Raw genomic sequence first — 24,348 nt, forward strand, 5'->3', positions numbered from 1 at the left:
CTGACACCTGGCTGTCGGCTTCCGGCTCCTGCCCCGTACCGCGTTCCCGCGGCCCGCTCACCGGTTCCCGATCCGGGCTTCCCCGTCGCCCGTCGTCCCCCCGTTCACGTCTCCTGGCCGAGCAGCGCGCGCATCCTCGCGTACTTCTCGGCCAGACGTCTGCGGGTCGGCTCGTCCAGGGCCGCCAGCCGGACCGGGTCCGCGTTGTGCGCCAGGTCCGCCTCCTTCACCAGCAGAGCGCCCGGCGTGGTGAGGATGCGGCGGGCGTACGACTCCGGGGGCTCGCCCGGGCGTTTGGTGACCGCCAGCACGATGTCCCTGGTGCGCCGGGGCAGTGCGGCGCCTCGCAGCCACTCCTCGGTCAGCGCGTCGTCCTCGACCGCGTCGTGCAGCCAGGCGGCGGCGATCTGGGCCTCGTCGCCGCCGCGCTCGCGCACGCCGTCCGCCACGGCCCGCAGATGCTCGGTGTACGGCCGTCCGGCCTTGTCGGTCTGACCGGCGTGCGCGGCCGTCGCGAGCGCCTCGACCTCGGCCGGCGTGAGGAACGGACGCGGAGACGGGGACGGGCGCTGAGACGGGGACGAGGGCGGGGACGGGGTCCGGGGCTCTGTCATGCCGCCAGTCTGCCCCGCGGGGCGGGAACCCGCCCCGGCCGGGCGGAACCCGCGGATCAGCGGGACGGCTGCTGGAGGCCCTCGCGGCAGATGAGCAGCAGCGCCCGGTCGTCGTTGACGTCCTTGGCGACCGCCTCGATGAGGTGCCAGGCGGCGCCCCGGAAGCCGCCGGCGACATAGCGGTCGGCCTCGCCGGTGAGGCGGTCGATGCCCTCCACGATGTCCCGTTCGGACGTCTCGACGAGGCCGTCCGTGAACAGCATCAGCACGTCCCCGGCCCGCAGCGAGCCCTTCACCGGGTCGAACTGGGCGCCGTCGTACACGCCGAGCAGCGGGCCCTCGGCGGCCTTCTCCTCCCAGCGGCCGCTGCCCGCGCTGAGCTGGAGCCCCGGGGGGTGGCCGGCGGAGTAGAGCTCGAAGTCGCCGGAGTCGAGGTCCAGGACGAGGTGGATGGAGGTCGCGAAGCCCTCCTCCCAGTCCTGGCGGAGCAGATAGCCGTTGGCGGCGGTCAGGAAGGCGTGCGGCGGGAGCGAGCCGAGCAGTCCCCCGAACGCCCCCGACAGCAGCAGCGCCCGCGACGCCGCGTCCATGCCCTTGCCGGACACGTCGGTGAGGACGACCTCCAGGGTGCGGCCGCCGTTGGTGCGCGCGGCGACGACGAAGTCGCCGGAGAAGGACTGGCCGCCCGCGGGCCGCAGCGCCATCTCGCGGTGCCAGCCGTCCGGCAGCTTGGGCAGCTTGCTCTGCACCCGGATGCGTTCGCGCAGGTCGAACAGCATGGTGCCGCCGCGCCGCCAGGGCACCCCGACGCGGCTGCGGAACTGTGCCGTCAGCAGCCCGAAGAAGCCGCTGGCGGCCACCACCAGCACGACGCCCGGGGTGACCCTGGAGGGGCCCTCGGTGTACGGCCCCAGGTGCAGCGACTCCACTATCAGTGCGGTGGCCGCGGCGGCGTAGAGGCCGAGCAGGCTGGCCGGGCGCAGGACGAGGCCGCCCGCGACGATCGGCAGGACCAGCGCGGCGGGCGAGAACCACACCGAGTTGGCGAGTGTCATCGAGGCGAGCACGGGAACGGTGAGGAGCAGGCCGACGAGTGCGATCCAGTCCGACCCGTCGCCGCGGAAGTAGTCGACGGCGCTTCTGCGCACGCCGACGCGGGCCCGGTGCCATTGAATCTTCAACCGGGCCGTGGGCGTCTCGGCCTTCGCTCGCCGCTCTCGTCCTGCTGCCATCAGTTGGGGACCCTATCCATCGGAGCAGCTGCTTGGCACGGGAGGTGGCGCTTGTCCCCCGTCCGGGGCTCAACTTCACAGTGAACTTCACCGGAAGCCGTCGCGCTGCGTCCAGAGGAAAACAGGTGACGGATCCTGTGCGGAAATTCGCTCGCTCGTGCCGCATTGCCCTGGTATGCAGGGTTCATGGCGACTGAGGGTGCGAGGGACCGCACGGCGGGGGCTCCGGTGGAACTGCGGAGGCCGGGCCGGGACGAATGGGACGTCTGGTACGGGAACTTGATCCGGGCGTTCGGCGGAGTGCCGGAATCGGCGGAGGAGTTCGCACTGTGGCGGACCCTGACGCCGCACGGCCGTTCGATCGGCGCGTGGGACGGGGACGAGTGCGTGGGGACGGCGGGGGCGTTCGCCTTCCGGCTGACCGTGCCCGGCGGCGCCCTGGTCCCGGCGGCGGGTGTGACGATGGTCTCGGTCGCGGCCACCCACCGGCGGCGGGGCGTCCTGACCTCGATGATGCGCCGGCAGCTGGACGACGTCCGTGAGTGGGGCGAGCCGCTGGCGGTCCTGACCGCCTCCGAGCCCGCGATCTACGGCCGTTTCGGGTACGGCTGCGGCACCTTCAACATCAGCGCGGTGATCGACACCGTGCGGACCCGGCTGTCGGTGCCGCCCGGCACGGACGCCGTGCGGCTGCGGTACGCGGACCCGGCGGAGGTCCTGGACGCGTGCGAGGCGGTGTACGCGGCCCTGGTGCCCGGCCGGCCGGGCATGGTGGCGCGGCTGCCCGGCTGGGAGCGCCTGGCGCTGCTGGACCCGGAGGGCCAGCGGGGCGGGGCGTCGCCGATCCAGTGCGTGGTCGCCGAGCGGGACGGCGAGGTCACGGGGTACGCCCGTTTCCGCGTCAAGCCCGAGTGGGGGCCGGGCGGGTTCGACGGCGAGGTTCGGCTGCTCGGTCTCTCCGCGCTCGACCCCGCCTCGGACGCGGCGCTGTGGCGCTTCCTCTTCGGTATCGACCTGACGGCCACGCTGACCGTGCGGACCCGGCCGGTCGACGACGCCTGGCAGTTCATGGTGTCCGACTTCCGCCGTTGCCGGGTCACGCCGAAGGACTCGCTGTACGTGCGGCTCGTGGAGGTCGGCACGGCGCTGGAGGCGCGGACCTACCAGGCACCGGTGGACGTGGTGGTGGAGGTGGAGGACGCCTTCTGCCCCTGGAACGCCGGACGGTGGCGGCTGTCCGGCGACGCCAAGGGCGCCGTCTGCTCCCGCACCGGTGACCCCGCGGAACTCGCCCTGTCGGTACGGGAGCTGGGGGCGGCGTACCTCGGCGGTGTGTCCCTCGCCGCGCTGGCGGGCGCCGGGCGCGTACGGGAACTGCGGCGCGGGGCGCTGGCGGAGGCGGCGGTGGCGTTCGGGGCCACGGTGCAGCCCTGGCTGCCGCACGGGTTCTAGTGCCGCGGCGCTGATGCGGCGGCGGGCAACGGGCTCGGTCAGCGGTGATTCCGCTTGCGGGACCGGGGCCGGGACCGATCCCAGGGCCGGGGCCGGGGCCGGGGCGGGTCATCTCCGCTGGCAGGCGGGGCACCAGAAGAGGTTGCGGGCGGCGAGGGCGGCGGTGCGGATCTCGCCCCCGCAGAGGTGGCAGGGCAGGTCCGCCCGGCGGTAGACGTAGACCTCGCCGCCGTGGTCGTCCACGCGGGGCGGGCGGTTCATCGCCTCCGGGGTGTGTTCGGGCCGTACGGTGTCGATGCGGTTGTTGCGTACGCCCTCACGCATCAGCTCCACCAGGTCCGTCCACATCGCCTCCCACTCCCGCGCGGTGATGTCCCTGCCGGGGCGGTACGGGTCGATGCCGTGCCGGAACAGCACCTCGGCGCGGTAGACGTTGCCGACGCCGGCGATGACCTTCTGGTCCATCAGCAGCGCGGCGATCGTCGTACGGCTGCGGCGGATCCGGGCGTACGCGGCGGCCGGGTCGGCGTCCTCGCGGAGCGGGTCGGGACCCAGGCGGGCGTGGACCGCCGCCTTCTCCGTGCCGGTGATCAGGGCGCAGGTCGTGGGGCCGCGCAGGTCCACGTACGAGGTGGCGTCGGCGAGGCGGAGGCGGACGGTGTCCGTGGGCGGGGGCGCGGGGGCGTCGCCGAAGCGGACCTTGCCGAAGAGACCGAGGTGGATGTGGACCCAGTCGGGGTCCTCGGGGGCGCGGAAGCCGAGGAAGAGGTGCTTGCCGTGGGCGTCGGCGGTGACCATGCGGGTACGGTCGATCAGCTCGGCGGCGTCGCTGAACTTGCCCTGGGGACTGGACGCCCGGACCGGGTCGCCGCTCCCGGCCCCGGCGGTGAAGCGGGCGGCGTAGTCCTGGGCCAGGCGGTGGATCGTGTGCCCTTCTGGCACGGTGGGGGTCCTTTCGCGCGGGTGTTCGCCCACCCGCTCACCCGACTCGGTCGGCCGAGAGGCGGACCCCGCCAGTTTCCCAGCCCGTCCCCGCGGCTCCCCCACCGGGGCCCGCGGGGACGTCCGCCGGGGCCGGCTACCGCTGGGGGTGGTGGGGCGGGATCGGGGGAAGGTCGCCGGTGGATTCGTAGGCCGTCAGCATGTCGATGCGGCGGATGTGGCGCTCGTCCTCCGAGAACGGGGTGTTGAGGAAGATCTCGACGAACTTCGTCGCCTCCTCCGTGGAGTGCATGCGCGCGCCCACGGCGACCACGTTGGCGTCGTTGTGCTGCCGGCCCAGGGCCGCCGTCTCCTCGCTCCACGCGAGGGACGCCCGCACGCCCTTCACCTTGTTCGCCGCGATCTGCTCGCCGTTGCCCGAGCCGCCGATCACGACACCGAGCGACCCGGCGTCCGCGGCCGTGCGCTCCGCCGCGCGGAGGCAGAAGGGGGGGTAGTCGTCCTGGGCGTCGAAGATGTGGGGGCCGCAGTCGACGGGGTCGTGGCCCGCCGCCGCGAGCCATTCGACGAGGTGGTTCTTGAGTTCGTAGCCCGCGTGGTCGGAGCCGAGGTAGACGCGCATGCTCCGAGTGTGGCACGCGTGTTTCCAGGTCACCCACCCGGCGCAGCCGGTGTCACCGGGCGCGAGACGGCCGGGACACCCCCCGTGGGTGCCCCGGCCGCCCGGTCCGTGACGAGCCCTTCCGGCGAACTCCCTTGCGCCTAGGCTTTGTTTGCGAACTTCCACGCCGTCGGCAGCACGCCCATCGCCAGGGCCGCCTTCAGGGCGTCGCCGAGCAGGAACGGTGTGAGGCCCGCCGCGATCGCGGCGGAGGCGGACATCCCGGCGGCGTAGGCCAGGTACGGGACGCCGACCGCGTAGACGACGGCCTCGCCGAGGATCATGGTGCCCGCGGTCCGCAGCACGCTCCGGTCGGCGCCGCGCCGGGCCAGGGCGCCCACCAGGGCGGAGGCCAGGACCATGCCGAGGACGTAACCGAAGGAGACGCCCGCCGCGCCCGAGCCGCCGCCCGCGAACCACGGCACGCCGACGACGCCCGCCAGGGCGTACAGCGCGAGGGAGAGGAAGCCGCGGCCGGCGCCGAGGGTCGTGCCGACGAGCAGCGCGGCGAAGGTCTGGCCGGTCACCGGGACCGGGGAACCGGGTACCGGGACGGAGAGCTGGGCCGCGAGGCCGGTGAGCACGGCGCCGCCGAGCACGAGGGTGACGTCGCGCACCCGGGAGGCGGGCAGCAGGTCGGCGAGGACTGTGCCGGGGCGGGTGGCTGTGGCGGTGGCGGTGCTCATGGAGGTCTCCGCGAGGTGGGCAGGTCGGGACACCGTGACGCTATCCCGGGCCGCGCGCGCCGGACACCGTCAGCGCTCGACAAAGGGTGGGAGGCGGGCTTGGTGGGCTCCGCACAAAGGATGGCCGCTACACCCGGCACGACGTGATACCTGTCACTGCGGTGACGTGGTCCTCGGTACGCGGCCGGGTGCGGGCCCGTCTGTGGGGATCCACCAATCGACCGCCCATCGGGCACCCGCCGGTACCTGGCCGGTACCGGCGGGTGGCCCGCCGGGTCCGCGGAAGCGTGCGGCGGTCTACAGGTTGCTGAAGTCCGGGCCCGCCGTGCGGGTGCGCTTGATCTCGTAGAAGCCGGGAACGGAGGCGACCGCGATCGTGCCGTCCCAGAGGCGGGCCGCCTGCTCGCCCTGCGGGGTGGGGGTGACGACCGGGCCGAAGAACGCGATCTGCTCGCCGTCCGCACCGGGCAGCGCGATGACCGGGGTGCCGACCTCCTGCCCGACCTTCTCTATGCCCTCCTTGTGGGAGGCGCGCAGCTCCGCGTCGAACTCGAAGTCCTCCTGCTCGGCGTAGTCGATCAGGTCCGCGGGCAGGCCCACGTCGGCGAGGGCTCCGGCGAGGGCCTCGAGGGTCGGGCCCTCGCCCCGGTTGTGGATGCGGGTGCCGAGTGCCGTGTAGAGCGGGCCGAGCACGTCGGCGCCGTGCTTCTGCCAGGCCGCCGTCACCACGCGCGCCGGCTGCCACGCCTTGGTGGCCAGCAGTTCCCGGTACTCGGGGGACAGGTCGTCGAGCTTGTCCTCGTTGAGGACGGCCAGGCTCATGATGTGCCAGCGGACCTCGATGTCGCGCACCTTCTCCACCTCGAGGACCCAGCGGGAGGTCATCCAGGCCCAGGGGCACAGCGGATCGAACCAGAAGTCCACGGGGGTCAGGGCGGTGGAAGCGGTCGCGGTGTCGGACATGGGTCTCCTCGGTGAGGGAAATACGGCCGCGGGTCGCGGACGCGGTGCGCACGCGGGTGCGGACGCGGAATCGTTGCCATGGGCAACATCGGGCCTCCTGTGTGTCATTCCCGGATGCCCTCGGTGAGGGGCTCGTGGCAGGATCGGTGCTGTTCACCGCGGGTTCCGTCACACCCGGGCCGCGCCCCGCCGCGGCCCGTCGCGATGCGCCCGGATCCACCCCGATCCACCCTGATCCACCCCGATTCACCCTGCTCCGATCCGATCCTTCCGAGGGAGTGCCGTCCGTGCCCGGTGAGAATCTGTCCCGTGACGAGGCCCGGGAGCGGGCCGCCCTGCTGTCCGTCGACGGGTACGAGGTGTCCCTCGACCTGCGGTCGGCGGTGGGCGACAGCGGCGGGGAGGGGCCGCGGACGTTCCGGTCGGTCACCACGCTCCGGTTCCGGTGCGCCGAGCCGGGCGCGTCCAGCTTCGCGGACCTGATCGCGCCGGCCGTGACCGCCGTCTCCCTCAACGGCAAGGATCTCGACCCCGGCGAGGTCTTCGACGGCGCGCGGATCGTCCTGGAGGACCTGGCCGCCGACAACGAGCTGATCGTCGACGCGCAGTGCGCCTACTCCCGTACCGGTGAGGGCCTGCACCGCTTCGTGGACCCCGAGGACGGCGAGACCTACCTCTACACGCAGTACGAACCGGCCGACTCCCGGAGGGTGTTCGCCAACTTCGAACAGCCCGACCTCAAGGCGCCGTTCCGCTTCGAGGTGCGGGCGCCGGAGGGCTGGACGGTGTGGAGCAACGGCGCCGGGGAGCGGGACGGCTCGGACGGGGTGTGGCGGTTCGCGGAGACGAAGCCGATCTCGACGTACATCACCTGCGTGGTGGCGGGGCCGTACCACTACGTCACCGACTCCTACGAGCGGACCCTCACGGACGGCACCCGGCTGGAGATCCCGCTCGGCGCGCTGTGCCGCAAGGGGCTCGCGCCCTACTTCGACGCCGACGACGTCTTCCTCGTCACCCGGCAGGGGCTGGACTTCTTCCACGAGCACTTCGACTACCCGTACCCGTTCGGGAAGTACGACCAGGCGTTCGTGCCGGAGTACAACCTCGGCGCGATGGAGAACCCGGGACTCGTCACGTTCCGCGAGGAGTACATCTTCCGCGGGAAGGTGACGCAGGCGTCGTACGAGGCCCGCGCCAACGTCGTGCTGCACGAGATGGCGCACATGTGGTTCGGCGACCTCGTCACCATGGAATGGTGGGACGACCTGTGGCTGAAGGAGTCCTTCGCGGACTTCATGGGCGCGTTCGCCCTGGTCGGCGCGACGCGGTTCACCGACGGCTGGATCACCTTCGCCAACCGCCGCAAGGCGTGGGCCTACCGGGCGGACCAGCTGCCGTCCACCCACCCCGTCACCGCCGACATCCGCGATCTCCAGGACGCCAAGCTCAACTTCGACGGCATCACCTACGCCAAGGGCGCGAGCGTGCTCAAGCAGCTGGTGGCGTACGTCGGGCAGGACGCGTTCCTGGAGGGCGCCCGCCGCTACTTCAAGCGCAACGCCTACGGCAACACCCGCCTCGGTGACCTGCTGTCGGTGCTGGAGGAGACCAGCGGGCGGGACATGGGCGCCTGGGCGCGGGCCTGGCTGCAGACCGCCGGGGTCAACTCCCTCACCCCGCAGGTGCTGCTGGACGCGGACGGGCGGGTGAGCGAGCTGGCGGTGGTGCAGGAGGCCGCCGAGTCCCACCCCGAACTGCGTCCGCACCGGGTGGCGTTGGGGCTGTACCGGAGTACGGCGGACGGGGCGCTGGAGCGGTACGCGCGGGCCGAGGCCGATGTGTCCGGGGCGCGTACGGTCGTGGCGGAGCTGGCGGGTGCCGAGGCGCCGGAGCTGGTGCTGGTCAACGACGACGACCTCACGTACTGCAAGATCCGCTTCGACGAGACGTCGCTCGCGACGCTGCGGGAGCGGCTCGGGGACATGACCGATCCGCTGGCGCGGGCGCTGTGCTGGTCGGCGCTGTGGAACCTGACGCGGGACGCGCTGCTGCCGGCCCGGGAGTTCGTGGGGCTCGTCCTGCGCTTCGCCGGGCGGGAGTCCGACATCGGCGTGCTCCAGATGCTGCACGCGTGGGCGGAGTCCGCACTGGTGAACTATGTGGCGCCGGAGTGGCGTCCGACCGGGGAGCGGCTGCTGGCGGAGGGGGCGCTGAAGGAACTGCGGGCCGCCGCGCCGGGCGGCGAGCAGCAGCTGGCGTGGGCCCGGTTCTTGGCGTCCGTGGCGGCGGGGGCGGAGGAACTCGGGCTGCTGCGGGGGCTGCTGGACGGCACGGAGACCGTCGAGGGGCTGGTGGTCGACCAGGAGCTGCGGTGGTCGTTCCTGGAGCCGCTCGCGGCGTACGGGGTGGCCGACGAGGCCGTACTGGCCGCCGAACTCGCCCGGGACGACACGGCGTCCGGCAAGCGGCACCAGGTGCGGTGTCTCGCGGCGCGGCCGTCGGAGGCGGTGAAGGCGCAGGCGTGGGCGCAGGTCGTGGAGTCGGAGGCGCTGTCCAACGCGCTGGTGGAGGCGACGATCGCGGGCTTCGCCCAGCCGTCGCAGCGGGAGTTGCTGGCGCCGTACGTGTCACGGTACTTCGCCGCGATCGAGCGGGTGTGGGAGACGCGGTCGATCCAGATCGGGATGGACGTGGTGCGGGGGCTGTTCCCGGCGCTGCGGGACTCCGCGGAGACGCTGGCCGCTGCGGACGACTGGCTGGCCGCGCACGCCTCGGCGGCGCCTGCGCTGCGGCGGCTGGTGCTGGAGGCGCGGGACGATCTCGCTCGCGCTGTGCGGGGGCAGGGGTGTGACTCCGGCAGCGGTGGGTGAGGCCCGCAGGCCGGTGCGGTGACGGTGCCGTGACGGTGCCCTCGGCTGCGGCGGCGGATGCGTCGTTCGTCGGCTGGCGGCCGGTGGGGGCTGTTCGCGCAGTTCCCCGCGCCCCTCACGGGGCGACCGCCGTCCGCCGACTGCAGGCCGGAAGCACCCCGACACGGCACAGCCCCTCGCCCCCGGGCGGGGGGCTGCCGGACGGGGCGCGCCCGCGCGGTGATGCTCCGGGGTTCCTCTTCGTCAGGTCGGCTGGGTCGGGTTGCTGGTCAGGGTGCCGTCGGTGTGGTGGTCGGCTATGTAGGCGCTGGTGCGGGCGGCCAGGGCCATGATGGTGAGGGCGGGGCCGACCGTGCTGCCGCTGACGAACGACGAGGCGTCGGGGACGAACACGTTGGGAGCGTCCCACAGTTGGTTGACGCCGTTCATCACGGACGTCTTCGGGTCCGCGCCCATCCGCGCTCCGCCGCACTCGTGGATGGCGGCACCGAGGACGATGGACATCTTGATGCCCTGCTTGAAGATGAGACGCTGCAGCGGGTTGAAGTCGGGCCAGACGCGCTCGGACTCCAGCCCGGCGGCCGATCCGATGAAGTTGACGCGGTAGCCGCACTCGTCGGCCATCTCCTTCAGCGCGGTCATGGTGCGCTTGAGCAGGATCCTGTCGTTGTCGCCCATGGTGAGGTCGATGTGCGGGATCGGCATGCCCCAGCGGTCCTTGCGCCGCCGGTTGAGTGTGACGCTGTTGTCGTAGCGGGCGAGCATCTCGCCCGAACCGCCGAGCCCGAACGGCGCCGGGTGGCCGTCCGGCACGGGGAACCGGCCGCCCAGCCCCTGGAAGGAGACGCCGCGCAGGAAACCGGGGTCGTGCTCGGCGCCGAGGTTCTCGTAGCGGGGGACGAGGATGCCGCCGGGGGTGCCGTAGAAGGGGTCGGCGGGCAGGTTGTCCGCGCTGTCCCAGGTCCCGGTGTGGCGGGGCGAGTCGAAGAAGCCGACGCTGATGGTCTGGTCCATGAAGTACCGGCCCAGCAGGCCCGAGGAGTTGCCGAGCCCGTCGGGATGGCGGGTGGAGCCGGAGTTCAGCAGCAGCCGGATGGACTCGATGGCCGACGCGCAGACCACGACGGCGTCGGCGAAGACGCGGTGCTCGCGCTTGGTGCCCCGGTCGACGAAGACGGCGCCGGTGGCAAGGCCGGTCCGGTCGTCGGTGGTGATCCGGGTGACCTCGGCCTCGGCGCGGACGGTCAGCCGGCCGGTCTCGAGGGCGTCGGCGATGCCTGGCGGGACACGGTCGGGGAAGGGGGCCTGGATCCGCCAGGAGATGACCTTCCGCTCGGGCCAGCGGGCCTCGACCTTCTCCTTGAAGTCGCGCTCCACGCGGGTGAGGAAGCCGGGACCGATGTACTTGCCGTCCGGGGGGTGCGGGAGGCCGTCGGGGTCACCGAAGACGCCGAGGGATTCCTCGACCCGGTCGTACCAGGGCTCCAGATCGGTGTAGGCGAGGGGCCAGTCGTCGCCGTGGCCGTCCCGCGAGGCGGCCTTGAAGTCGGCGTCGGACATGCGCTGCAGAACCCTGCCGTAGCTGTGCATCCGGCCGCCCAGCAGCTTGCTGCGGACCCACAGGTAGGGGTGGGCGAGGGGGGTGGAGTAGGGGTCCTCGAAGTCGTTGACCAGGAACCGGTTGGAGGACTCGCTGAAGTACGGCCGGCACGCCTGGCGGTACTGTCCCGCCGCCATGGCCCTGGCGCGCGCGACCAGGTCCATCCCCATGGCGGCCGGCTTCTTGCCCCGGGGAGGGACGAAGTCCTCCTCGCGCAGTTCCCGGCCGGCCTCGAGCAGCAGTACGTCGAGCCCGCGTTCGGTGAGCTCCTTGACGGCGGTGCTGCCCGCGGGGCCTGATCCGATGACGACGGCGTCGAACCTGCGATCGGTGTTGACCATGACGTGTTTCTCCGTTGGATCAGTGGGGGGGGGTGGGGTCGCGGGCGGTGCGGACGGACGGCCCGCGACGTCACCTCGGATGCCCTGGCGGGCGGACACCGCCGAATAGCCACCGCGCCCACGGCGGCCCTCGCAGTGCGCCCTTCGACCGGTCAGGCCGGTACGGCGGCGGCCACCGGCGAGCCGACCGCGTCGGCTGCGTCAGGTGTGCCGGGCGCGTCCGCCGCGCCGGGCGCGGGGGTGCGGGCCGAGTCGGCGGCGCCGATGATCCCGGCGTCGTTGGCCAGTTCGGCGGTGACGATGCGCAGTTCGCCGCGGAAGCCGCGGCCGGACAGCTTGCCCAGGAATCCCTCGCGCGCCGCGGGCAGGACGAGATCGCCGGCAGCCGCCGCGATACCGCCGCCCACCACGACGACCTGCGGGTCGACGACCGCGGCGAGCGTGGCGACACCCACGCCCAGATAGTGGCCGAATCGCCACAGCAGGCGGGTCGCGACCGGGTCGCCCTGCCGGGCGGCGGCGGTGACGTGCGCGCCGGAGAGGGGCTCGCCGTCGGCGACCTTGAGCATGGCGCGGGCACCGTCCGGGTCGGTCGTCGCCACGGAGCGGGCGAGCTTGGCCAGCGCGGTGCCGGAGGAGTACGCCTCCCAGCAGCCTTCCTGACCGCAGCCGCAGAAGTGACCGTCCGGCACGATCTTCATATGGCCCAGCTCGGCCGCGGCGCCGAAGGATCCGCGGATCAGGCGGCCGTCGGCGATCACGGCGCCGCCGAGGCCGGTGCCGAGGGTGAGCATCACCATGTCCCGGGTGCCCCGGCCGTGGCCGAACCGGTACTCGGCCCAGGCGGCGGCGTTGGCGTCGTTCTCGATCACCACCGGCAGTCCGGTCCGCTCGGCGAGCCGGTTACCGAGCGGGTGGTTGCGCCAGGCGATGTTCGGGGCGAAGAGCACGGTGGTGCGGTCGGGGCCGACGAATCCCGCGGCGGCGGCGCCGACCGCGCCGACCTGGGGGTACTGGGCGCGCAGTTCGGCGACGGCGTCGGCGACGGCGGACTCGATCTGCTCCGGCTCCCGCGGGTCGGTGGTGCGGTAGGCGTGGGCGAGGATCCGTCCGGCGGCGTCCACGACACCTGCGGCGATCTTGGTGCCGCCGATGTCCACCCCGACCGTCAGGGCGTCGGCTCCGGCCGTCGGAGCAGCGGCCCCGGCCGTCGGAGCGTCGGTGTTCTCGTGCATTCCGGTGCTCCTCAGTGCCGGGAGAAGGCGGCGTCGAACGCGGCCGTCGGGGGTGTGAACAGGTTCTCGCGCACGAACCGCAGTGCCTGCGGGGCGCCGGTGAGCCGGTCCATGCCGGCGTCCTCCCACTCCACGGAGACGGGGCCGTCGTAGCCGATCGCACCGATGGTGCGGAAGATCGCCTCCCAGTCCACGTCACCGCGTCCTGCGCTGACGAAGTCCCAGCCGCGGCGCGGGTCGCCCCAGGGCAGGTGTGAGCCGAGCGGGGCGTTGCGGCCGTTGAAGCGGCGCTTGGAGTCCTTGCAGTGCACGTGGTAGATCCGGTCGGCGAAGTCGACCAGGAAGCCCGGCGCGTCCAGTTGCTGCCAGTTCATGTGGCTGGGGTCGAAGTTGAGGCCGAAGGCCTCCCGGTGGCCGATCGCCTCCAACGTGGCGCGGGTGGTCCAGTAGTCGTAGGCGATCTCGGAGGGGTGGACCTCGAGGGCGAACTTGACGCCGTTCTCCTCGAAGACGTCCATGACCGGGTGGAAGCGGGCGGCGAAGTCGGCGTACCCGTCGGCGATCATCTCCGCGCTCGCCGGCGGGAACATCGCCACGTACTTCCAGATCTTCGAGCCGGTGAACCCGGTGACCACCTGCGCCCCGAGGCGGCGGGCGGCGACGGCGGTGACCTTCAGCTCCTCGGCGGCGCGCCGCCGTACGCCCTCGGGGTCGCCGTCGCCCCAGATGCGGGCGGAGACGATGCCGCGGTGCCGCTCGTCGATCGGGTCGTCGCAGACGCACTGCCCGGTGAGGTGGTTGCTGATCGCGTAGACCCGCAGTCCGTACTTGGCCAGGGTGGCCCGCTTCGCCTCCAGGTAGGCGTCGTCCTCGGCCGCCGCCCATACGTCGAGGTGGTCGCCGGAGCAGGCGATCTCGAGGCCGTCGAAGCCCCATTCGGCGGCGTGCCGGCAGACCTCCTCGAACGGCATGTCGGCCCACTGGCCGGTGAACAGGGTGACCAAACGGGACATCGCGGCTCTCCAGACTCGTCACTGTGCGACCCGGCAGCACGACCGTCCCCGACTTGGCCACCCTGCCGACGCAAGGGTGCCTTAACCCTGCGTTCTTGTGCACAGATTATGCGCAAGTCCGTCGATCACGCAAGGAATGCGTGTTTGGCCAGGAGCTTCTCGACGTCGATCGGGAAGCCGGCGGGACCCCACTCGGCCAGGTACTCGGGGGCGAGGAGCGCCTCGGTGACCAGGGCCGCGGCGCCGGTGATCTCCTCCGTGCGCGCCGCGAGCCCGTGCCGCAGTTCGAGGTTGCGCACCGAGGCGGCGAGGGTGTGGGCGTTCAGGGTGCGGCCGACCGCGCCCTGGAAGAGGGAGCTGCCGGCGAGCTCGTTGCCGCCGATGACGACGCGCCGCGGGTTGAACCAGGTCACGACGCCGGCCAGCGCCCGTCCCAGCGCGTCGGCGGCACGCAGTACGACCTCGACGCAGGCCGGGTCGCCCACCTCGGCCCCGTCGACGACGGTCTCCAGGGTGATCGGCGGCCGGGCGTCGGCGAGGTGGCCGCCGCGGCCCTGGGCCAGCAACCGATGGGCCTCGGTCTCGATCGCCCACCGGGAGGCGAAGGCGTCCAGGCAGCCCACCCGTCCGCACAGGCAGATCCGGTCGGAGTCGGCGCGCACGGTGACATGGGCGATCTCGCCGGCGATCCAGTCCGCACCCCGGTGCAGCCTGCCGTCCGAGATGATCGCGCTGCCGACGCTGCGGTCCATCCGCACGAAGACCAGGTCCTCGGGCGCCCCCGGCTCCGCGCCCGCGCCGAGCACGGCGAGGTTGGAGACCGAGTCGACCCACACCGGGGCCTGCATCCGGCGGGTGAACCAGTTGCGCACGTCCAGCCGCGTCGCCCAGTCGATCCCGCTGGGCCCGGAGGCGACGGGTTCGGCGCTGCGGCCGGTGGTGTGGTCGACGGGGGTGGGCATGCCGATGCCGACCCCCCAGGCGGGGCCCTCCGGGTGGTGCTGCCGGAGCAGGTCGTCCATCTCCCCGGCGATCTTCTCGCAGGTGTCCACCGGGTCGGCCGACAGGTCCCACGGCAGACGGCGGTCCTCGATGATCCGGTAGCCCAGGTCGGTGAGGGCCACCCGCAGCTCGGCCGGTCCGACGACGGCGGCCAGGATGCACCCCCGGCTGCCGACGAACTCCCACACGTCGGCCGCGCGGCCCCCGCGGGAGCGCTGCCGGCCGGAGGGCTGGACCAGCCCGAGTTCCTGGGCGGTCTGGATGCGCTGGGTGATGATGTTGCGCCCCAGACGGGTGGCGTCCGCGAGTTCGGGCCGGGTCTGCGCCTCCCCCCGCCGGATCAGGCGGACGACCTCGGCCACTTGCACCCATGGATCCTGCGGTGAGACGGGGTACACCGGCGTTCTGCCTCCTCGAGTTGAGTCTGTGACCATCCTAGGACCCTTGACTTGCGCATGTTTCGTGCTTATGGTCCGAGCATTACGACCGCGGCGCACATAACCCCGTCGTTCTGAGCCGCCGTTTCCCGTCGTCGCTCGAGTCGCTCTGAGGGAACTTCCATGACCAAACTCCGCATCGGCATAGTCGGCCTGGGCTTCATCGGTACGCAGAAGCACCTGGCCGGTCTCGCCCAGCACCCCGACAAGGCCGAGATCGTCGCCTTCTGCGACCTGGACGCCGAGCGCGCGAAGACCGCGCAGGCCACCCACGGCTCCGCCGACTCCTACGTCACCACCGACTACCACGAGCTGCTGGCGGACGAGTCGATCGACGTGGTCCACGTCTGCACCTGGAACGTCAGCCACTGCGAGATCACGGTGGCCGCGCTCGAGGCCGGCAAGCACGTCCTGTGCGAGAAGCCCATGGCCATCACCGGCGAGGAGGCCCGCCGCATGGTGGCCGCGGCGGAGAAGGCCGGCAAGAAGCTGTCCGTCGGCTACCAGTACCGGCTCCGCCGGGAGTCGCAGTACATCCGCAAGCTGGTCGACCAGGGGCGCCTGGGTGAGATCTACGGCGGGGCGGCGCACGCCGTGCGCCGCCGGGGCGTGCCGATCTGGGGCGTGTTCACCGACAAGGAGAAGCAGGGCGGCGGCCCGCTCATCGACCTCGGCGGCCACGCGATCGACCTGGCCCTGTGGTACATGGACAACTACGAGGTCGAGTCCGTGACCGGCGTCGTCAACCACAAGCTCGGCGACAGGCCGGACGGCAACACCGCCGGGCCCTGGGACCCCGAGACGTTCACCGTCGAGGACTCCGCGTTCGGCTTCGTCCGCTTCACCGACGGCGCCTCGCTGCAGGTGCGGGCCTCCTGGGCGCTCAACGTCCCGGAGTCCCGCGAGTCCTGCGTCGAGCTGTTCGGCACCGAGGGCGGCATCGACGTGGTGCAGCGCGGCTCCGACCAGCTCGTGACGCTCAACTCCGTGCAGGGCGGACAGCTCGTCAACACCCGTCCGGAGGAAGGCGCCGCGTACTTCGGCTCCGGCGAGAAGACCATGGAGGGCTTCTCCTCCATGGGCGGCCTGGAGGCCGGCCTGTGGCTGGACGCGATCACGAACGACACCGAGCCGCTGGTCACGGCGGAACAGGCGTGCGTCGTCTCGGAGATCCTCGACGCCATCTACACCTCCGCGAAGACCGGCAGAACCGTCTACTTCAACCAGCCCGCCTAGGGACCTGCCCGGCGGATCCCGCAGGAGCCGCTGATCCGCCGGACGGACCCGAAGCCCGCGGTTGGCATGCGTAGACCCTGAACGAGCCGCCCTGAGAGGCCGCTCAGCAGCGGCGCCACCCCGCCCGTTCCGTCCGCTCTACGGCGGCCGGGGTGGCGCCCCCGACGGATCCGGGCACCGCTCCGATCCGGCCGGCTCCCTAGCCGGCAGCACAGTGTTGTGTTCACAGATCAGGGAACTCTCGACATGGCCCAACAGCAGACCGCGCAGGTCCCCCAGCCTCCGCGTGCCGCACCGTCCGAGGACAGACTGTCCTTCGGCACCAAGATCTCCTACGGTCTGGGCGACTTCGCCAGCCAGCTGATGTGGAGCCTGGGCTCCAGTTACCTGGTTCTCTTCTACACCGACAACGTCGGCCTCGCGGCCGGAGCCGTCGGCATCCTGATGCTCGTCGCGCGCGTGGCCGACGCGCTCTTCGACCCGATCCTCGGCGCCTACGCCGAGCGCCACCAGACCCGGTACGGCCGCTTCCGGCCGTGGCTGCTGTACGCATCCCCGATCCTGGCCGTCAGCGTCGTGCTGACGTTCATGACCGTCCCCGGCGGCCACACCGTCAAGATGATCTGGGCAGGCGTCACCTATCTGCTGATGGGCTTCATGTACTCGGCCGTCAACCTGCCCTACGGCGCCCTGTCGGCGGTCATGACCCGTGACACCGGCGAGCGGGTCGCGCTGACCTCGTACCGCATGATCGGCACCAACCTCGGCGCCGTCGTGCTCAGTGTGGCCACGATGCCCCTCGTCCTGCGCTTCAGCGGCGTCGGCGACGGCAAGACCACGAACGTGCTCGGCTTCACCGTCACGGCCGCGGTCATGGCCGTGGTGGCCGTGCCGATGTTCTGGCTGGTCTTCGCCCGGTGCAAGGAGGCCATCCAGCCCGAGATCTCCGAGACCAGGGTGCCGCTCAAGGAGACCCTCAAGGTCGTCCTCGGCAACAAGCCGCTGATGCTGGTCACCGTCGCACTGTTCCTCAGCCTCACCAACCTGTTCGGCCGGCTCGCCGTCGTCATCTACTACTACATCTACCTGATGCACCGCTTCGACCTGATCGCCTGGCTCATGGCCCTGCCGTCGATCATGGGTGCCATCGGGATCGCCTGCTTCGCCCGCCTGGCCAAGCACCTGGGCAAGAAGAAGACCGTCATCCTCTCCCTGGTCCTCACCGCGATCCCGACGATCCTGCTGTACTTCGTCGACCCGTCCGACGTCTTCCTGGTCGTGCTGCTGACGGCCCTGTACGGGCTGGGCAGCTTCGCGGTCCCGGTGATCATGTCGATGGTCCCCGACTCCATCGACTACGCCGAGGACCGCACCGGGATCCGCAGCGACGGAACCGCCTACGCCGCCACGAGCATGGGCACCAAGATCGCCTCGGCCGTCGGTGCCTCGCTCGGCGCGACCCTGCTGGGCGCCTTCGGGTACGTCGCCAACCACGACCAGACGGCGACCGCGGCGACCGGCATCAACTTCACCGCCAACGTCGTCCCGGGAATCCTGAGCCTCCTGGCGATCATCCCCATCGCCCTCTACCCGATCTCCGAGAAGAAGTACGAGGAGATCCGGGCCCGGCTCAAGGCCAAGGAGGAGGCCCGCGAAGCCGAGGCGTGAGCAGGCCGGTCCGGTGCGGCGCGCACCCGCACGCCGCACCGGGCCGGTGCCGCCCCGGCCCGTCCGCCGGGCACCGCACATGGGGCACCGCACACAGGCACCGCACATCGCACGCCGTCCGCCGGACACCGTCCGCCGGACACCGCTCACCGCACCGCTCACCATCCGCCAGGTGAGAGCGCAGGACCGGTGGAACAGGAAGCAGGGAACCTCGTGCACACGACAGGAAGCGCCGGGCATGTCCTGAGCATCTTGCGCGACGGCCGGTCACGGACACGCAGCGAGCTCGCCGACCTCACCGGCCAGGCCCGTTCCACCGTCACCCAGCGCCTGACCGTCCTCACCGGTGCCGGGCTCGTCCGGGAGACCCGGGAAGCCGCCGGCACCCGCGGCCGTCCCTCGGCCGCCTTCGAGTTCGACGGCACGGGGAACATCGCCCTGGCGGTCGACCTCGGCGCCCACCACGCCACCTACGCCGTCACCGACTTCGACGGAACGGTGCTCGCGCACGCCACCGACCAGGTCCGCATCGCCGACGGCCCGGCCGTCGTGATGGACCTGGTGGAGCGGCGCCTGGGCGAGCTGTGCAAGCGGCTCGGCCTCCCACCCCACCGGGTCCGGAGCGCCGGGATCGGCCTGCCCGGCCCGGTCGACCACCGCACCGGTCTGCCGACCAGCCCGCCGATCATGCCGGGCTGGGACGGGTACGACACCCGCCGCCGGCTCTCCGCCCGCTTCGGCTGCCCCGTCTTCGTGGACAACGACGCCAATGTGCTCGCCCTCGGCGAGCGGGCCGCGACCTATCCGCACATCGACGACCTGCTCTTCGTCAAGGTCGCCACCGGCATCGGCGCCGGCATCGTCAGCGGAGGGCAGCTCCTGCACGGCGCCGACGGCGCGGCCGGGGACCTCGGCCACACCTATGCGCAGGCCGCCGCGGGCCGCCCGTGCCGGTGCGGCAACCTGGGCTGCCTGGAGACCCTGGCCGGTGGTCAGTCGATCGCCGCGGACCTGACGGACCGGGGCATCCCGGCCGCCTCACCGCGTGACGTCATCGCCCTCGTCCGGGACGGGAACCTGGACGCCGTCCAGGCGCTGCGTGAGGCCGGCCGGGCGCTCGGCGACGTACTGGCCACCTGCACCGCCCTGTTCAACCCGGCCGTCGTCGTCCTCGGCGGCGAGATCGTGGCCGTCGGCGAACCGCTGCTGGCCGGGGTGCGCGAATCCGTCTACTCCCGCGCGCTGCCGCTGGCCAGCCGCAATCTGCGGGTCGCCGTCGCCAGGTCCGGTGCGCTCGGCGGCGTCCTCGGCGCGGCGCGCCTGGCCGTCGACGGTGCGCTGTCACCCGGCCATCTCGACCTGGCCCTGGAACCGCGAAGGGCCGCGAGCTGACCCGGGCGCACCGCGCCCGGGGCCCCGGCGGCCCTCCATCCCTCACACCGTCTCCCCCGTACGGGAGGACGGGCGGAACCCTCACATGAAGGAGACAGACAGTGCCGACACTGTTCATGAAGCTCGTGCACGAGGACAAGGTGCTGCGGCCCGATGCCCTGCGCGAGCTCAAGCTGGGTGAGGAGACCGTCGGTTACACCCTCGACATCGGCCTCAACTACTACCGCGGACTGCCGCTGTCCGCGATCGAGAAGCTCGAACTCACCGTCGACGGTGAGCCGGTGTCCCCGGAGCGCATGCTCTTCGAGTTCAACGAGAAGCTCTTCCAGCCCGAGCATCTGGCCCTGGCCTGGACCGAGTTCTGGGGCATCAAGCGCGACCTGCGTCTCAAGGTGTTCAACGGCGGCCTCGGCGACGGCGAGCACGAGGTCGCCCTGCGCCTCGAACTGCGCAACGTGTCCATGAAGTTCGGCCCGGGCACCTACGGGATGATCGACGGTTCCGCCACCCGCACGCTCGTGCTGCAGAAGGAGGAGAGCAAGTGAAGATCGGGACCATCGAGCAGGCCGTCTCGCTGTACGGCTTCGAGCAGCGTCTGGTGGACCTCCGCGAGTACGGCGTCGACGACATGTTCGCCGAGCTCGACGAGCTGGGGGTGAAGAAGTTCGAGCTGATCGGCTCGATGGTCTTCGACCAGTACCCCCGTCCGAAGGCGAGCGAGATCGACGCCGTCGTGCGGGCGGCCGAGCGGCACGGGGTCACCCCGTTCAGCTACGGCGGCTACATCGACCTCGGCAGGATCACCGGGCACGACGCCACCGACGCCGAGATCATGCTGGACGTCACCGCGGACCTGATGACCGCGCGCGACCTGGGCGTGCGGTACCTGCGGGCGGGTGCCATCCCGGTGCACCTGCTGCATCAGTCCGCCGCGATGGCGGAGCGCTACGGCATCCGCATCGGCATCGAGGTCCACGCCCCGTCCAAGCCGAGCGACGCGAACATCCAGAAGCTGCTGGCGACGATGGACGAGATCGACAGCCCGTACCTGGGCCTGGTCCCGGACTTCGGGTGCTTCATCGAGCGCCCCGCCCAGCCCGCTCTCGACCGCCATCTGGCCAACGGCGCCAAGCCGGAGCTGCTGGACTACGTCATCGAGCACCGGCACGGCGGCCTCGACGAGCCGGGCATGCAGGCGAAGATCGCCGAAATGGGCGGCGGGGAGGCGGAGAAGATCGCGATCAGCGAGTTCTTCGGGTTCCTGTCCTTCGGCCCGGCGGACGTCGAGGGCTTCAAGACCCTGCTGCACCGCACGCAGTACTTCCACTCGAAGTTCTACCACGTCACCGAGGACCTGCAGGATCCGCAGATCCCCGTGGACAGGCTGCTGGCCGCCATCGTGGAGTCGGGCTTCGAGGGCGTCCTGCTCTCGGAGTACGAGGGGCATGCCTTCCATCTCGACGACGCCCACGAGCAGTTGGAGCGTCATCTGCGCCTGGAGCAGAAGATCCTCAAGCAGCTCGCCGGCTGAGACGACCGACCCGGCGGAAACGCCGCGCGCATGTCACGAAGGGCCGTACGCCGCCGGCGGCGGCCCTTCGTGACGCCCCCTCATCCATCCCCTCGGAGCCCCCGCATGCCACGACGCCCCGACCCCGCGTCCCACCGGTGGTGGACACTCGCCGCCGTCTCCCTGACCCAGCTGCTCATCGTCCTCGACAGCACGATCGTCAACATCGCCCTTCCCCGGGCCCAGGCCGACCTGTCGCTGGACGACGCCGGCCGTCAGTGGGTGGTCACCGCCTACGCACTCGCCTTCGGCGCGTTCCTGCTGCTCGGCGGCCGGGTGGCCGACTACTGGGGACGCAAGCGCACCTATCTGCTCGGTCTCGTGGTCTTCGGCGCGGCCTCCGCCTGGGGCGGCCTCACCCACAGCGGCGGCGAACTCCTCGCCGCCCGGGGCCTGCAGGGGATGTCGGCCGCGCTCATGGCGCCGTCCGCCCTGGCGTTCGTCACCCTCGGCTTCCCCGACGGCAAGGAACGCAACCGCGCCTTCGCGGTCTTCGGCTCGGTCGGCGGCGCCGGCTCCGCCGTCGGCCTGCTGCTGGGCGGGATGCTCACCGAGTTCCTGTCCTGGCGCTGGTGTCTGCTGATCAACATCCCGCTCGTCGTCATCGGCCTCGTCCTGGGCCAGATCCTCCTCACCGAGAGCCACGCCGAGGGCGACCGGCGCTACGACGCCGCCGGCGCCGCCACCGCCACCTTCGGCCTGGGCCTGCTGGTGTACGGGCTGACGCTCGCCGACCGGTCGTGGACCTCCGCGGCCACCGTGGGGTGCGTCCTGGCCGGCCTCGCGCTCCTGGCCGGGTTCGTCCTGATCGAGCACCGGTCGGCCCACCCGCTCCTACCGCCCCGCGTCCTGGCCGACCGCACCCGGGCCGCCGCCTTCCTGGTGCAGAGCCTGATCGGTGCCGTGGGCATGGGGACGATGGTCTATCTCGCGTTCCACCTCCAGGTCGTCCTGCGGCTGCAGCCCGTGCGGGCCGGGCTCGCCACCCTGCCGTTCACCGCGTCCCTCATGGCCGCGGTGCCGTTCGCGGTCCGCATGATCGACCGGATCGGGCCGCGCCGTCAGATGGTCTTCGGTCCGCTGATCAGCACCGTCGGAGCGCTGCTCCTCACCCGGGTCACCTCGGGCGGCGACTACTGGATCCAGATCCTGCCCGCGCTGGTCCTGATGGGCGCCGGTATGGGATTCACCGTCGTACCGCTGAACAACCTCGCCCTGCACCGGGTTGCCCCACAGGACGCCGGTGTGGCGTCGGCGACCGTCACCGCCACCAACCAGATCGGCGGGTCGATCGGGCTGGCGGCGGCGACCACCGTCTACACGGCGGTGGCGGCCCGGTCGGGCGCCGCCGGGCAGGTCGGGGAGGCGGTCGCCGGCCACCGTGCCGTGTTCGCCGTCGGGGCGGGGATCTTCGCCGCGGCCGCGGTGGTCTCCTGGTGGCTGGTGCGGCCGGGCGGCGCCACCGGCCAGGGCCCGGTGCGGAGTTCGTCCGGACACAGCCAAGGTGCCGGGACGATCGGCGAACGTCCCGGCACCCGGTGACCGTGTCAGGCGGCCGGCGTCAGATCGCGGCGTCCGGGTCGACCGGCGCGGGGACCGGCGCCGTGCCGGAACCGCCGCGCAGGGCCTCCCGGACGCGTGCGAAGAGACGGGAGACCTCGTGGGCGATCTCCTTCACAGCCGGGTCGAAGGTGATGGGCTCGTTGTGCATGAGAGTCCTCCGGATGTCCGGCGCGTGCGCTGACCGAGCCGGGCCGGCGGATTGCCGACACGACAAAGGCGCCCCTCGCCACCATGGCGGGACGCCCCTACGCGCTACAGACATTGACCAGTTTACCAAATTCGTGTAGAGCGAAACCGCCTCAGGCGGATGTGGCGGTCGCCACACCCGCCTCGGCGTCAACTCCGCGTGCACGCAGAAGGCGCCCGACGCGATGCGCGGTTGTTGCGGAATTCGTGCCGTCCGGACCGTAACCAACCGGCGCGGTCGGGGGACCTGGGGGTATGCGTGATCGCGGGGACTCGAACCGGTGTGCGCAAGAGCTGACTTGTCATGATTCGCCGACAGGTCGGTAACAAGGGTTCAGCTGCACCGAGTGGGCGGGGAGTCTGCCGGGCATGAGTCACAACCCCCCGCTGTCCCCCCGTTTCCCCCGCCCTCTCACCGAGGGCGACCGGTGTGTCCGGTCCATGGCGCAGCTCCGCTCGCAGGGCTTCTCCGCCGCCGAGCTGAGCCGGCGCTGCCGGCCCGGCGGGGGCTGGCAGCAGTTGCTGCCCGGTGTCTTTCTGCTGCGCCCCGGGTCGCCCACCGGTGAGGAGCGGCTGCGGGCCGTCCTGATGTACGCGGCACGGCGGGCGGCGGGCGGCAAGGTGCCGTCGCAGCCGGGGCCGGAGGCCAGGGACCGGCGGCCGCCGGTGTCCGCGGACGCCGTCCTCACAGGGGCCGCCGCTCTCGCGCTGCACGGCTTCGCCTGCGTCCCGCCGCCGGAATCGCTGGACCGGATCGACGTGCTGGTGCCCAGACAGCGGCGGCTCCGGTCGGCGGGCTGCGCCCGTGTGATCCGCACCGCCGACCTCCCCGAGCCCCGGCAGATCACCGGTCTGCCCGTCGCGCCGGTGCCCCGGGCCCTGGCCGACGCGGTGGCCGCGCTCCGTGACGCCGGTGCCGTACGCCTGCTGCTCGCCGAGGCGGTGCGCGGCGGGCACTGCGAACCCGCCGCGGTGGTCGAGGCGCTGACCGCGGCGAAGCTGCTGGACCGCCCGCATGTGGTGGGCGCGGTGGAGGCGTTGCAGGCGGAGAGCCGGGCGCTCGCGGAGGAGCGGCTGTACGGGATGGTCCGCGCCTACCGGCTCCCGGCCCCGGTGTGGAACGTGGACCTGCGGCTGCCCGGCGGCCCGGCGCTGGGCGCCCTGGACGCCTACTGGCCCGACGAGGCGGTGGCCCTGGAGCTGGACACCCGCCCGCCGCACCGGGAGGACGACGCGCCGTGGCCGGAGTACGCCCGCAAGCGCGAGCGTCTGGAGCGCCTCGGCATCACCGTCGTACGGGTGACGCCGAGGCGGCTCCGGGAGGCGCCGGAGCAGCAGGCGGCGGTGGTGCGCACGGCGCTGATGGCCGCGCCGGACCGGCCTCCGGCGGCGCGCGTCGTACTGCTGCCCCGGTGACGTCCCCGAGGGGTCACGGGATGCCCGGGAGCGGGGGCCGGGCATCCCACCGGGTCTCCGGCGGCCCCGTTGGCGGACGGACCGGCAGGATCTCCCGCTGCCCCGGTCGCGGGCGCACCGGCAGGGCCTCCGGCGCGCCGGGAAGTTCCACCGCCCCGGTGACGTCCCCGAGGGGTCACGGGATGCCCGGGAGCGGGGGCCGGGCATCCCACCGGGTCTCCGGCGGCCCCGTTGGCGGGTGGACCGGCACGGTTTCCCGCTGCCCC

General features: G+C 72.3%; 20 protein-coding genes. 9 read left to right on the plus strand and 11 right to left on the minus strand.

What is annotated here, in order from left to right; translation table 11 throughout:
* Positions 1-104 precede the first annotated feature (104 nt).
* Complete coding sequence (locus ABZ862_RS10995) at positions 105-614, minus strand: HD domain-containing protein (RefSeq protein ID WP_360955675.1); 510 nt, start codon at positions 612-614, stop codon at positions 105-107.
* A gap of 56 nt (positions 615-670) precedes the next feature.
* Positions 671-1,846 (minus strand): PP2C family protein-serine/threonine phosphatase, encoded by a 1,176-nt coding sequence (locus tag ABZ862_RS11000; protein WP_360955677.1) that lies wholly within the window; start codon positions 1,844-1,846, stop codon positions 671-673.
* A gap of 186 nt (positions 1,847-2,032) precedes the next feature.
* Between ABZ862_RS11000 and ABZ862_RS11005 the strand changes: the two genes are divergently transcribed.
* Complete coding sequence (locus ABZ862_RS11005; RefSeq protein ID WP_360955679.1) at positions 2,033-3,298, plus strand: GNAT family N-acetyltransferase; 1,266 nt, start codon at positions 2,033-2,035, stop codon at positions 3,296-3,298.
* 108 nt (positions 3,299-3,406) lie between these two features.
* On the opposite strand, the gene ABZ862_RS11010 is transcribed toward ABZ862_RS11005, so the two are convergent.
* From ABZ862_RS11010 to ABZ862_RS11025, 4 genes are all read right to left on the minus strand, one after another.
* Positions 3,407-4,240, minus strand: coding sequence for a DNA-formamidopyrimidine glycosylase family protein (locus ABZ862_RS11010; protein WP_360955681.1), 834 nt, complete (start codon positions 4,238-4,240; stop codon positions 3,407-3,409).
* A 136-nt stretch (positions 4,241-4,376) separates the two neighbouring features.
* Positions 4,377-4,862 carry a ribose-5-phosphate isomerase gene (locus ABZ862_RS11015; protein WP_360955683.1) on the minus strand — a complete coding sequence of 162 codons (486 nt, stop codon included), beginning with the start codon at positions 4,860-4,862 and terminating at the stop codon, positions 4,377-4,379.
* Positions 4,863-5,002: 140 nt separating this feature from the next.
* The gene (locus ABZ862_RS11020; RefSeq protein WP_360955685.1) at positions 5,003-5,587 is read right to left on the minus strand and encodes a biotin transporter BioY; all 585 of its coding nucleotides are present in this window, start codon (positions 5,585-5,587) and stop codon (positions 5,003-5,005) included.
* 297 nt (positions 5,588-5,884) lie between these two features.
* Positions 5,885-6,550, minus strand: coding sequence for a DsbA family protein (locus ABZ862_RS11025; RefSeq protein ID WP_360955687.1), 666 nt, complete (start codon positions 6,548-6,550; stop codon positions 5,885-5,887).
* Between the two features lie 287 nt (positions 6,551-6,837).
* On the opposite strand from ABZ862_RS11025, the gene pepN reads away from it, so the two are divergent.
* Positions 6,838-9,423 carry an aminopeptidase N gene (gene pepN, locus ABZ862_RS11030; protein ID WP_360955689.1) on the plus strand — a complete coding sequence of 862 codons (2,586 nt, stop codon included), beginning with the start codon at positions 6,838-6,840 and terminating at the stop codon, positions 9,421-9,423.
* 243 nt (positions 9,424-9,666) lie between these two features.
* Here the strand turns inward: pepN and ABZ862_RS11035 are convergent, their stop codons facing one another.
* The 4 genes from ABZ862_RS11035 to ABZ862_RS11050 all read right to left on the minus strand — a co-directional run bounded on the left by ABZ862_RS11035 (position 9,667) and on the right by ABZ862_RS11050 (position 14,982).
* The gene (locus ABZ862_RS11035; protein ID WP_360955691.1) at positions 9,667-11,364 is read right to left on the minus strand and encodes a GMC family oxidoreductase; all 1,698 of its coding nucleotides are present in this window, start codon (positions 11,362-11,364) and stop codon (positions 9,667-9,669) included.
* A gap of 152 nt (positions 11,365-11,516) precedes the next feature.
* Positions 11,517-12,599: an ROK family glucokinase gene (locus tag ABZ862_RS11040; protein WP_360955693.1), complete on the minus strand. Its 1,083-nt coding sequence runs from the start codon at positions 12,597-12,599 to the stop codon at positions 11,517-11,519.
* An 11-nt stretch (positions 12,600-12,610) separates the two neighbouring features.
* Positions 12,611-13,612 carry a sugar phosphate isomerase/epimerase gene (locus tag ABZ862_RS11045; RefSeq protein WP_360955695.1) on the minus strand — a complete coding sequence of 334 codons (1,002 nt, stop codon included), beginning with the start codon at positions 13,610-13,612 and terminating at the stop codon, positions 12,611-12,613.
* 125 nt (positions 13,613-13,737) lie between these two features.
* Entirely contained in the window at positions 13,738-14,982 is a 1,245-nt protein-coding gene (locus ABZ862_RS11050; RefSeq protein WP_360955697.1) for an ROK family protein, read from the minus strand.
* A gap of 192 nt (positions 14,983-15,174) precedes the next feature.
* On the opposite strand from ABZ862_RS11050, the gene ABZ862_RS11055 reads away from it, so the two are divergent.
* From ABZ862_RS11055 to ABZ862_RS11080, 6 genes are all read left to right on the plus strand, one after another.
* Positions 15,175-16,287, plus strand: coding sequence for a Gfo/Idh/MocA family oxidoreductase (locus ABZ862_RS11055; RefSeq protein ID WP_360955699.1), 1,113 nt, complete (start codon positions 15,175-15,177; stop codon positions 16,285-16,287).
* A gap of 246 nt (positions 16,288-16,533) precedes the next feature.
* On the plus strand, positions 16,534-17,955 hold the full coding sequence (locus ABZ862_RS11060) for an MFS transporter (protein ID WP_360955701.1): 1,422 nt from the start codon (positions 16,534-16,536) through the stop codon (positions 17,953-17,955).
* Between the two features lie 213 nt (positions 17,956-18,168).
* Positions 18,169-19,347 (plus strand): ROK family transcriptional regulator, encoded by a 1,179-nt coding sequence (locus ABZ862_RS11065; protein ID WP_360955703.1) that lies wholly within the window; start codon positions 18,169-18,171, stop codon positions 19,345-19,347.
* Between the two features lie 101 nt (positions 19,348-19,448).
* Positions 19,449-19,892, plus strand: a complete 444-nt coding sequence (locus ABZ862_RS11070) for a DUF6379 domain-containing protein (RefSeq protein WP_360955705.1) — start codon at positions 19,449-19,451, stop codon at positions 19,890-19,892.
* Positions 19,889-20,878 (plus strand): TIM barrel protein, encoded by a 990-nt coding sequence (locus tag ABZ862_RS11075; protein ID WP_360955707.1) that lies wholly within the window; start codon positions 19,889-19,891, stop codon positions 20,876-20,878. Before ABZ862_RS11070 ends, ABZ862_RS11075 begins: the two co-directional genes overlap by 4 nt.
* Before the next feature lie 105 nt (positions 20,879-20,983).
* Positions 20,984-22,459 carry an MFS transporter gene (locus ABZ862_RS11080; protein WP_360955709.1) on the plus strand — a complete coding sequence of 492 codons (1,476 nt, stop codon included), beginning with the start codon at positions 20,984-20,986 and terminating at the stop codon, positions 22,457-22,459.
* A 19-nt stretch (positions 22,460-22,478) separates the two neighbouring features.
* Here ABZ862_RS11080 and ABZ862_RS11085 read toward each other — a convergent pair whose 3' ends face one another.
* Complete coding sequence (locus ABZ862_RS11085) at positions 22,479-22,628, minus strand: hypothetical protein (RefSeq protein WP_360955711.1); 150 nt, start codon at positions 22,626-22,628, stop codon at positions 22,479-22,481.
* A gap of 407 nt (positions 22,629-23,035) precedes the next feature.
* On the opposite strand from ABZ862_RS11085, the gene ABZ862_RS11090 reads away from it, so the two are divergent.
* Positions 23,036-24,082, plus strand: coding sequence for a hypothetical protein (locus tag ABZ862_RS11090; protein WP_360955713.1), 1,047 nt, complete (start codon positions 23,036-23,038; stop codon positions 24,080-24,082).
* Positions 24,083-24,348: the final 266 nt, after the last annotated feature.

Source organism: Streptomyces sp. NPDC047000 (assembly GCF_040644295.1).
Lineage (GTDB): Bacteria > Actinomycetota > Actinomycetes > Streptomycetales > Streptomycetaceae > Streptomyces.

Excerpts from the sequence above, each read along its gene's own strand:
- ABZ862_RS10995 (WP_360955675.1), bottom strand. The coding sequence starts at position 614 with ATGACAGAGCCCCGGACCCCGTCCCCGCCCTCGTCCCCGTCTCAGCGC.
- ABZ862_RS11000 (WP_360955677.1), bottom strand. The coding sequence starts at position 1,846 with ATGGCAGCAGGACGAGAGCGGCGAGCGAAGGCCGAGACGCCCACGGCC.
- ABZ862_RS11005 (WP_360955679.1), top strand. The coding sequence starts at position 2,033 with ATGGCGACTGAGGGTGCGAGGGACCGCACGGCGGGGGCTCCGGTGGAA.
- ABZ862_RS11015 (WP_360955683.1), bottom strand. The coding sequence starts at position 4,862 with ATGCGCGTCTACCTCGGCTCCGACCACGCGGGCTACGAACTCAAGAAC.
- ABZ862_RS11020 (WP_360955685.1), bottom strand. The coding sequence starts at position 5,587 with ATGAGCACCGCCACCGCCACAGCCACCCGCCCCGGCACAGTCCTCGCC.
- ABZ862_RS11025 (WP_360955687.1), bottom strand. The coding sequence starts at position 6,550 with ATGTCCGACACCGCGACCGCTTCCACCGCCCTGACCCCCGTGGACTTC.
- ABZ862_RS11035 (WP_360955691.1), bottom strand. The coding sequence starts at position 11,364 with ATGGTCAACACCGATCGCAGGTTCGACGCCGTCGTCATCGGATCAGGC.
- ABZ862_RS11040 (WP_360955693.1), bottom strand. The coding sequence starts at position 12,599 with ATGCACGAGAACACCGACGCTCCGACGGCCGGGGCCGCTGCTCCGACG.
- ABZ862_RS11045 (WP_360955695.1), bottom strand. The coding sequence starts at position 13,612 with ATGTCCCGTTTGGTCACCCTGTTCACCGGCCAGTGGGCCGACATGCCG.
- ABZ862_RS11055 (WP_360955699.1), top strand. The coding sequence starts at position 15,175 with ATGACCAAACTCCGCATCGGCATAGTCGGCCTGGGCTTCATCGGTACG.
- ABZ862_RS11060 (WP_360955701.1), top strand. The coding sequence starts at position 16,534 with ATGGCCCAACAGCAGACCGCGCAGGTCCCCCAGCCTCCGCGTGCCGCA.
- ABZ862_RS11080 (WP_360955709.1), top strand. The coding sequence starts at position 20,984 with ATGCCACGACGCCCCGACCCCGCGTCCCACCGGTGGTGGACACTCGCC.
- ABZ862_RS11085 (WP_360955711.1), bottom strand. The coding sequence starts at position 22,628 with ATGCACAACGAGCCCATCACCTTCGACCCGGCTGTGAAGGAGATCGCC.
- ABZ862_RS11090 (WP_360955713.1), top strand. The coding sequence starts at position 23,036 with ATGAGTCACAACCCCCCGCTGTCCCCCCGTTTCCCCCGCCCTCTCACC.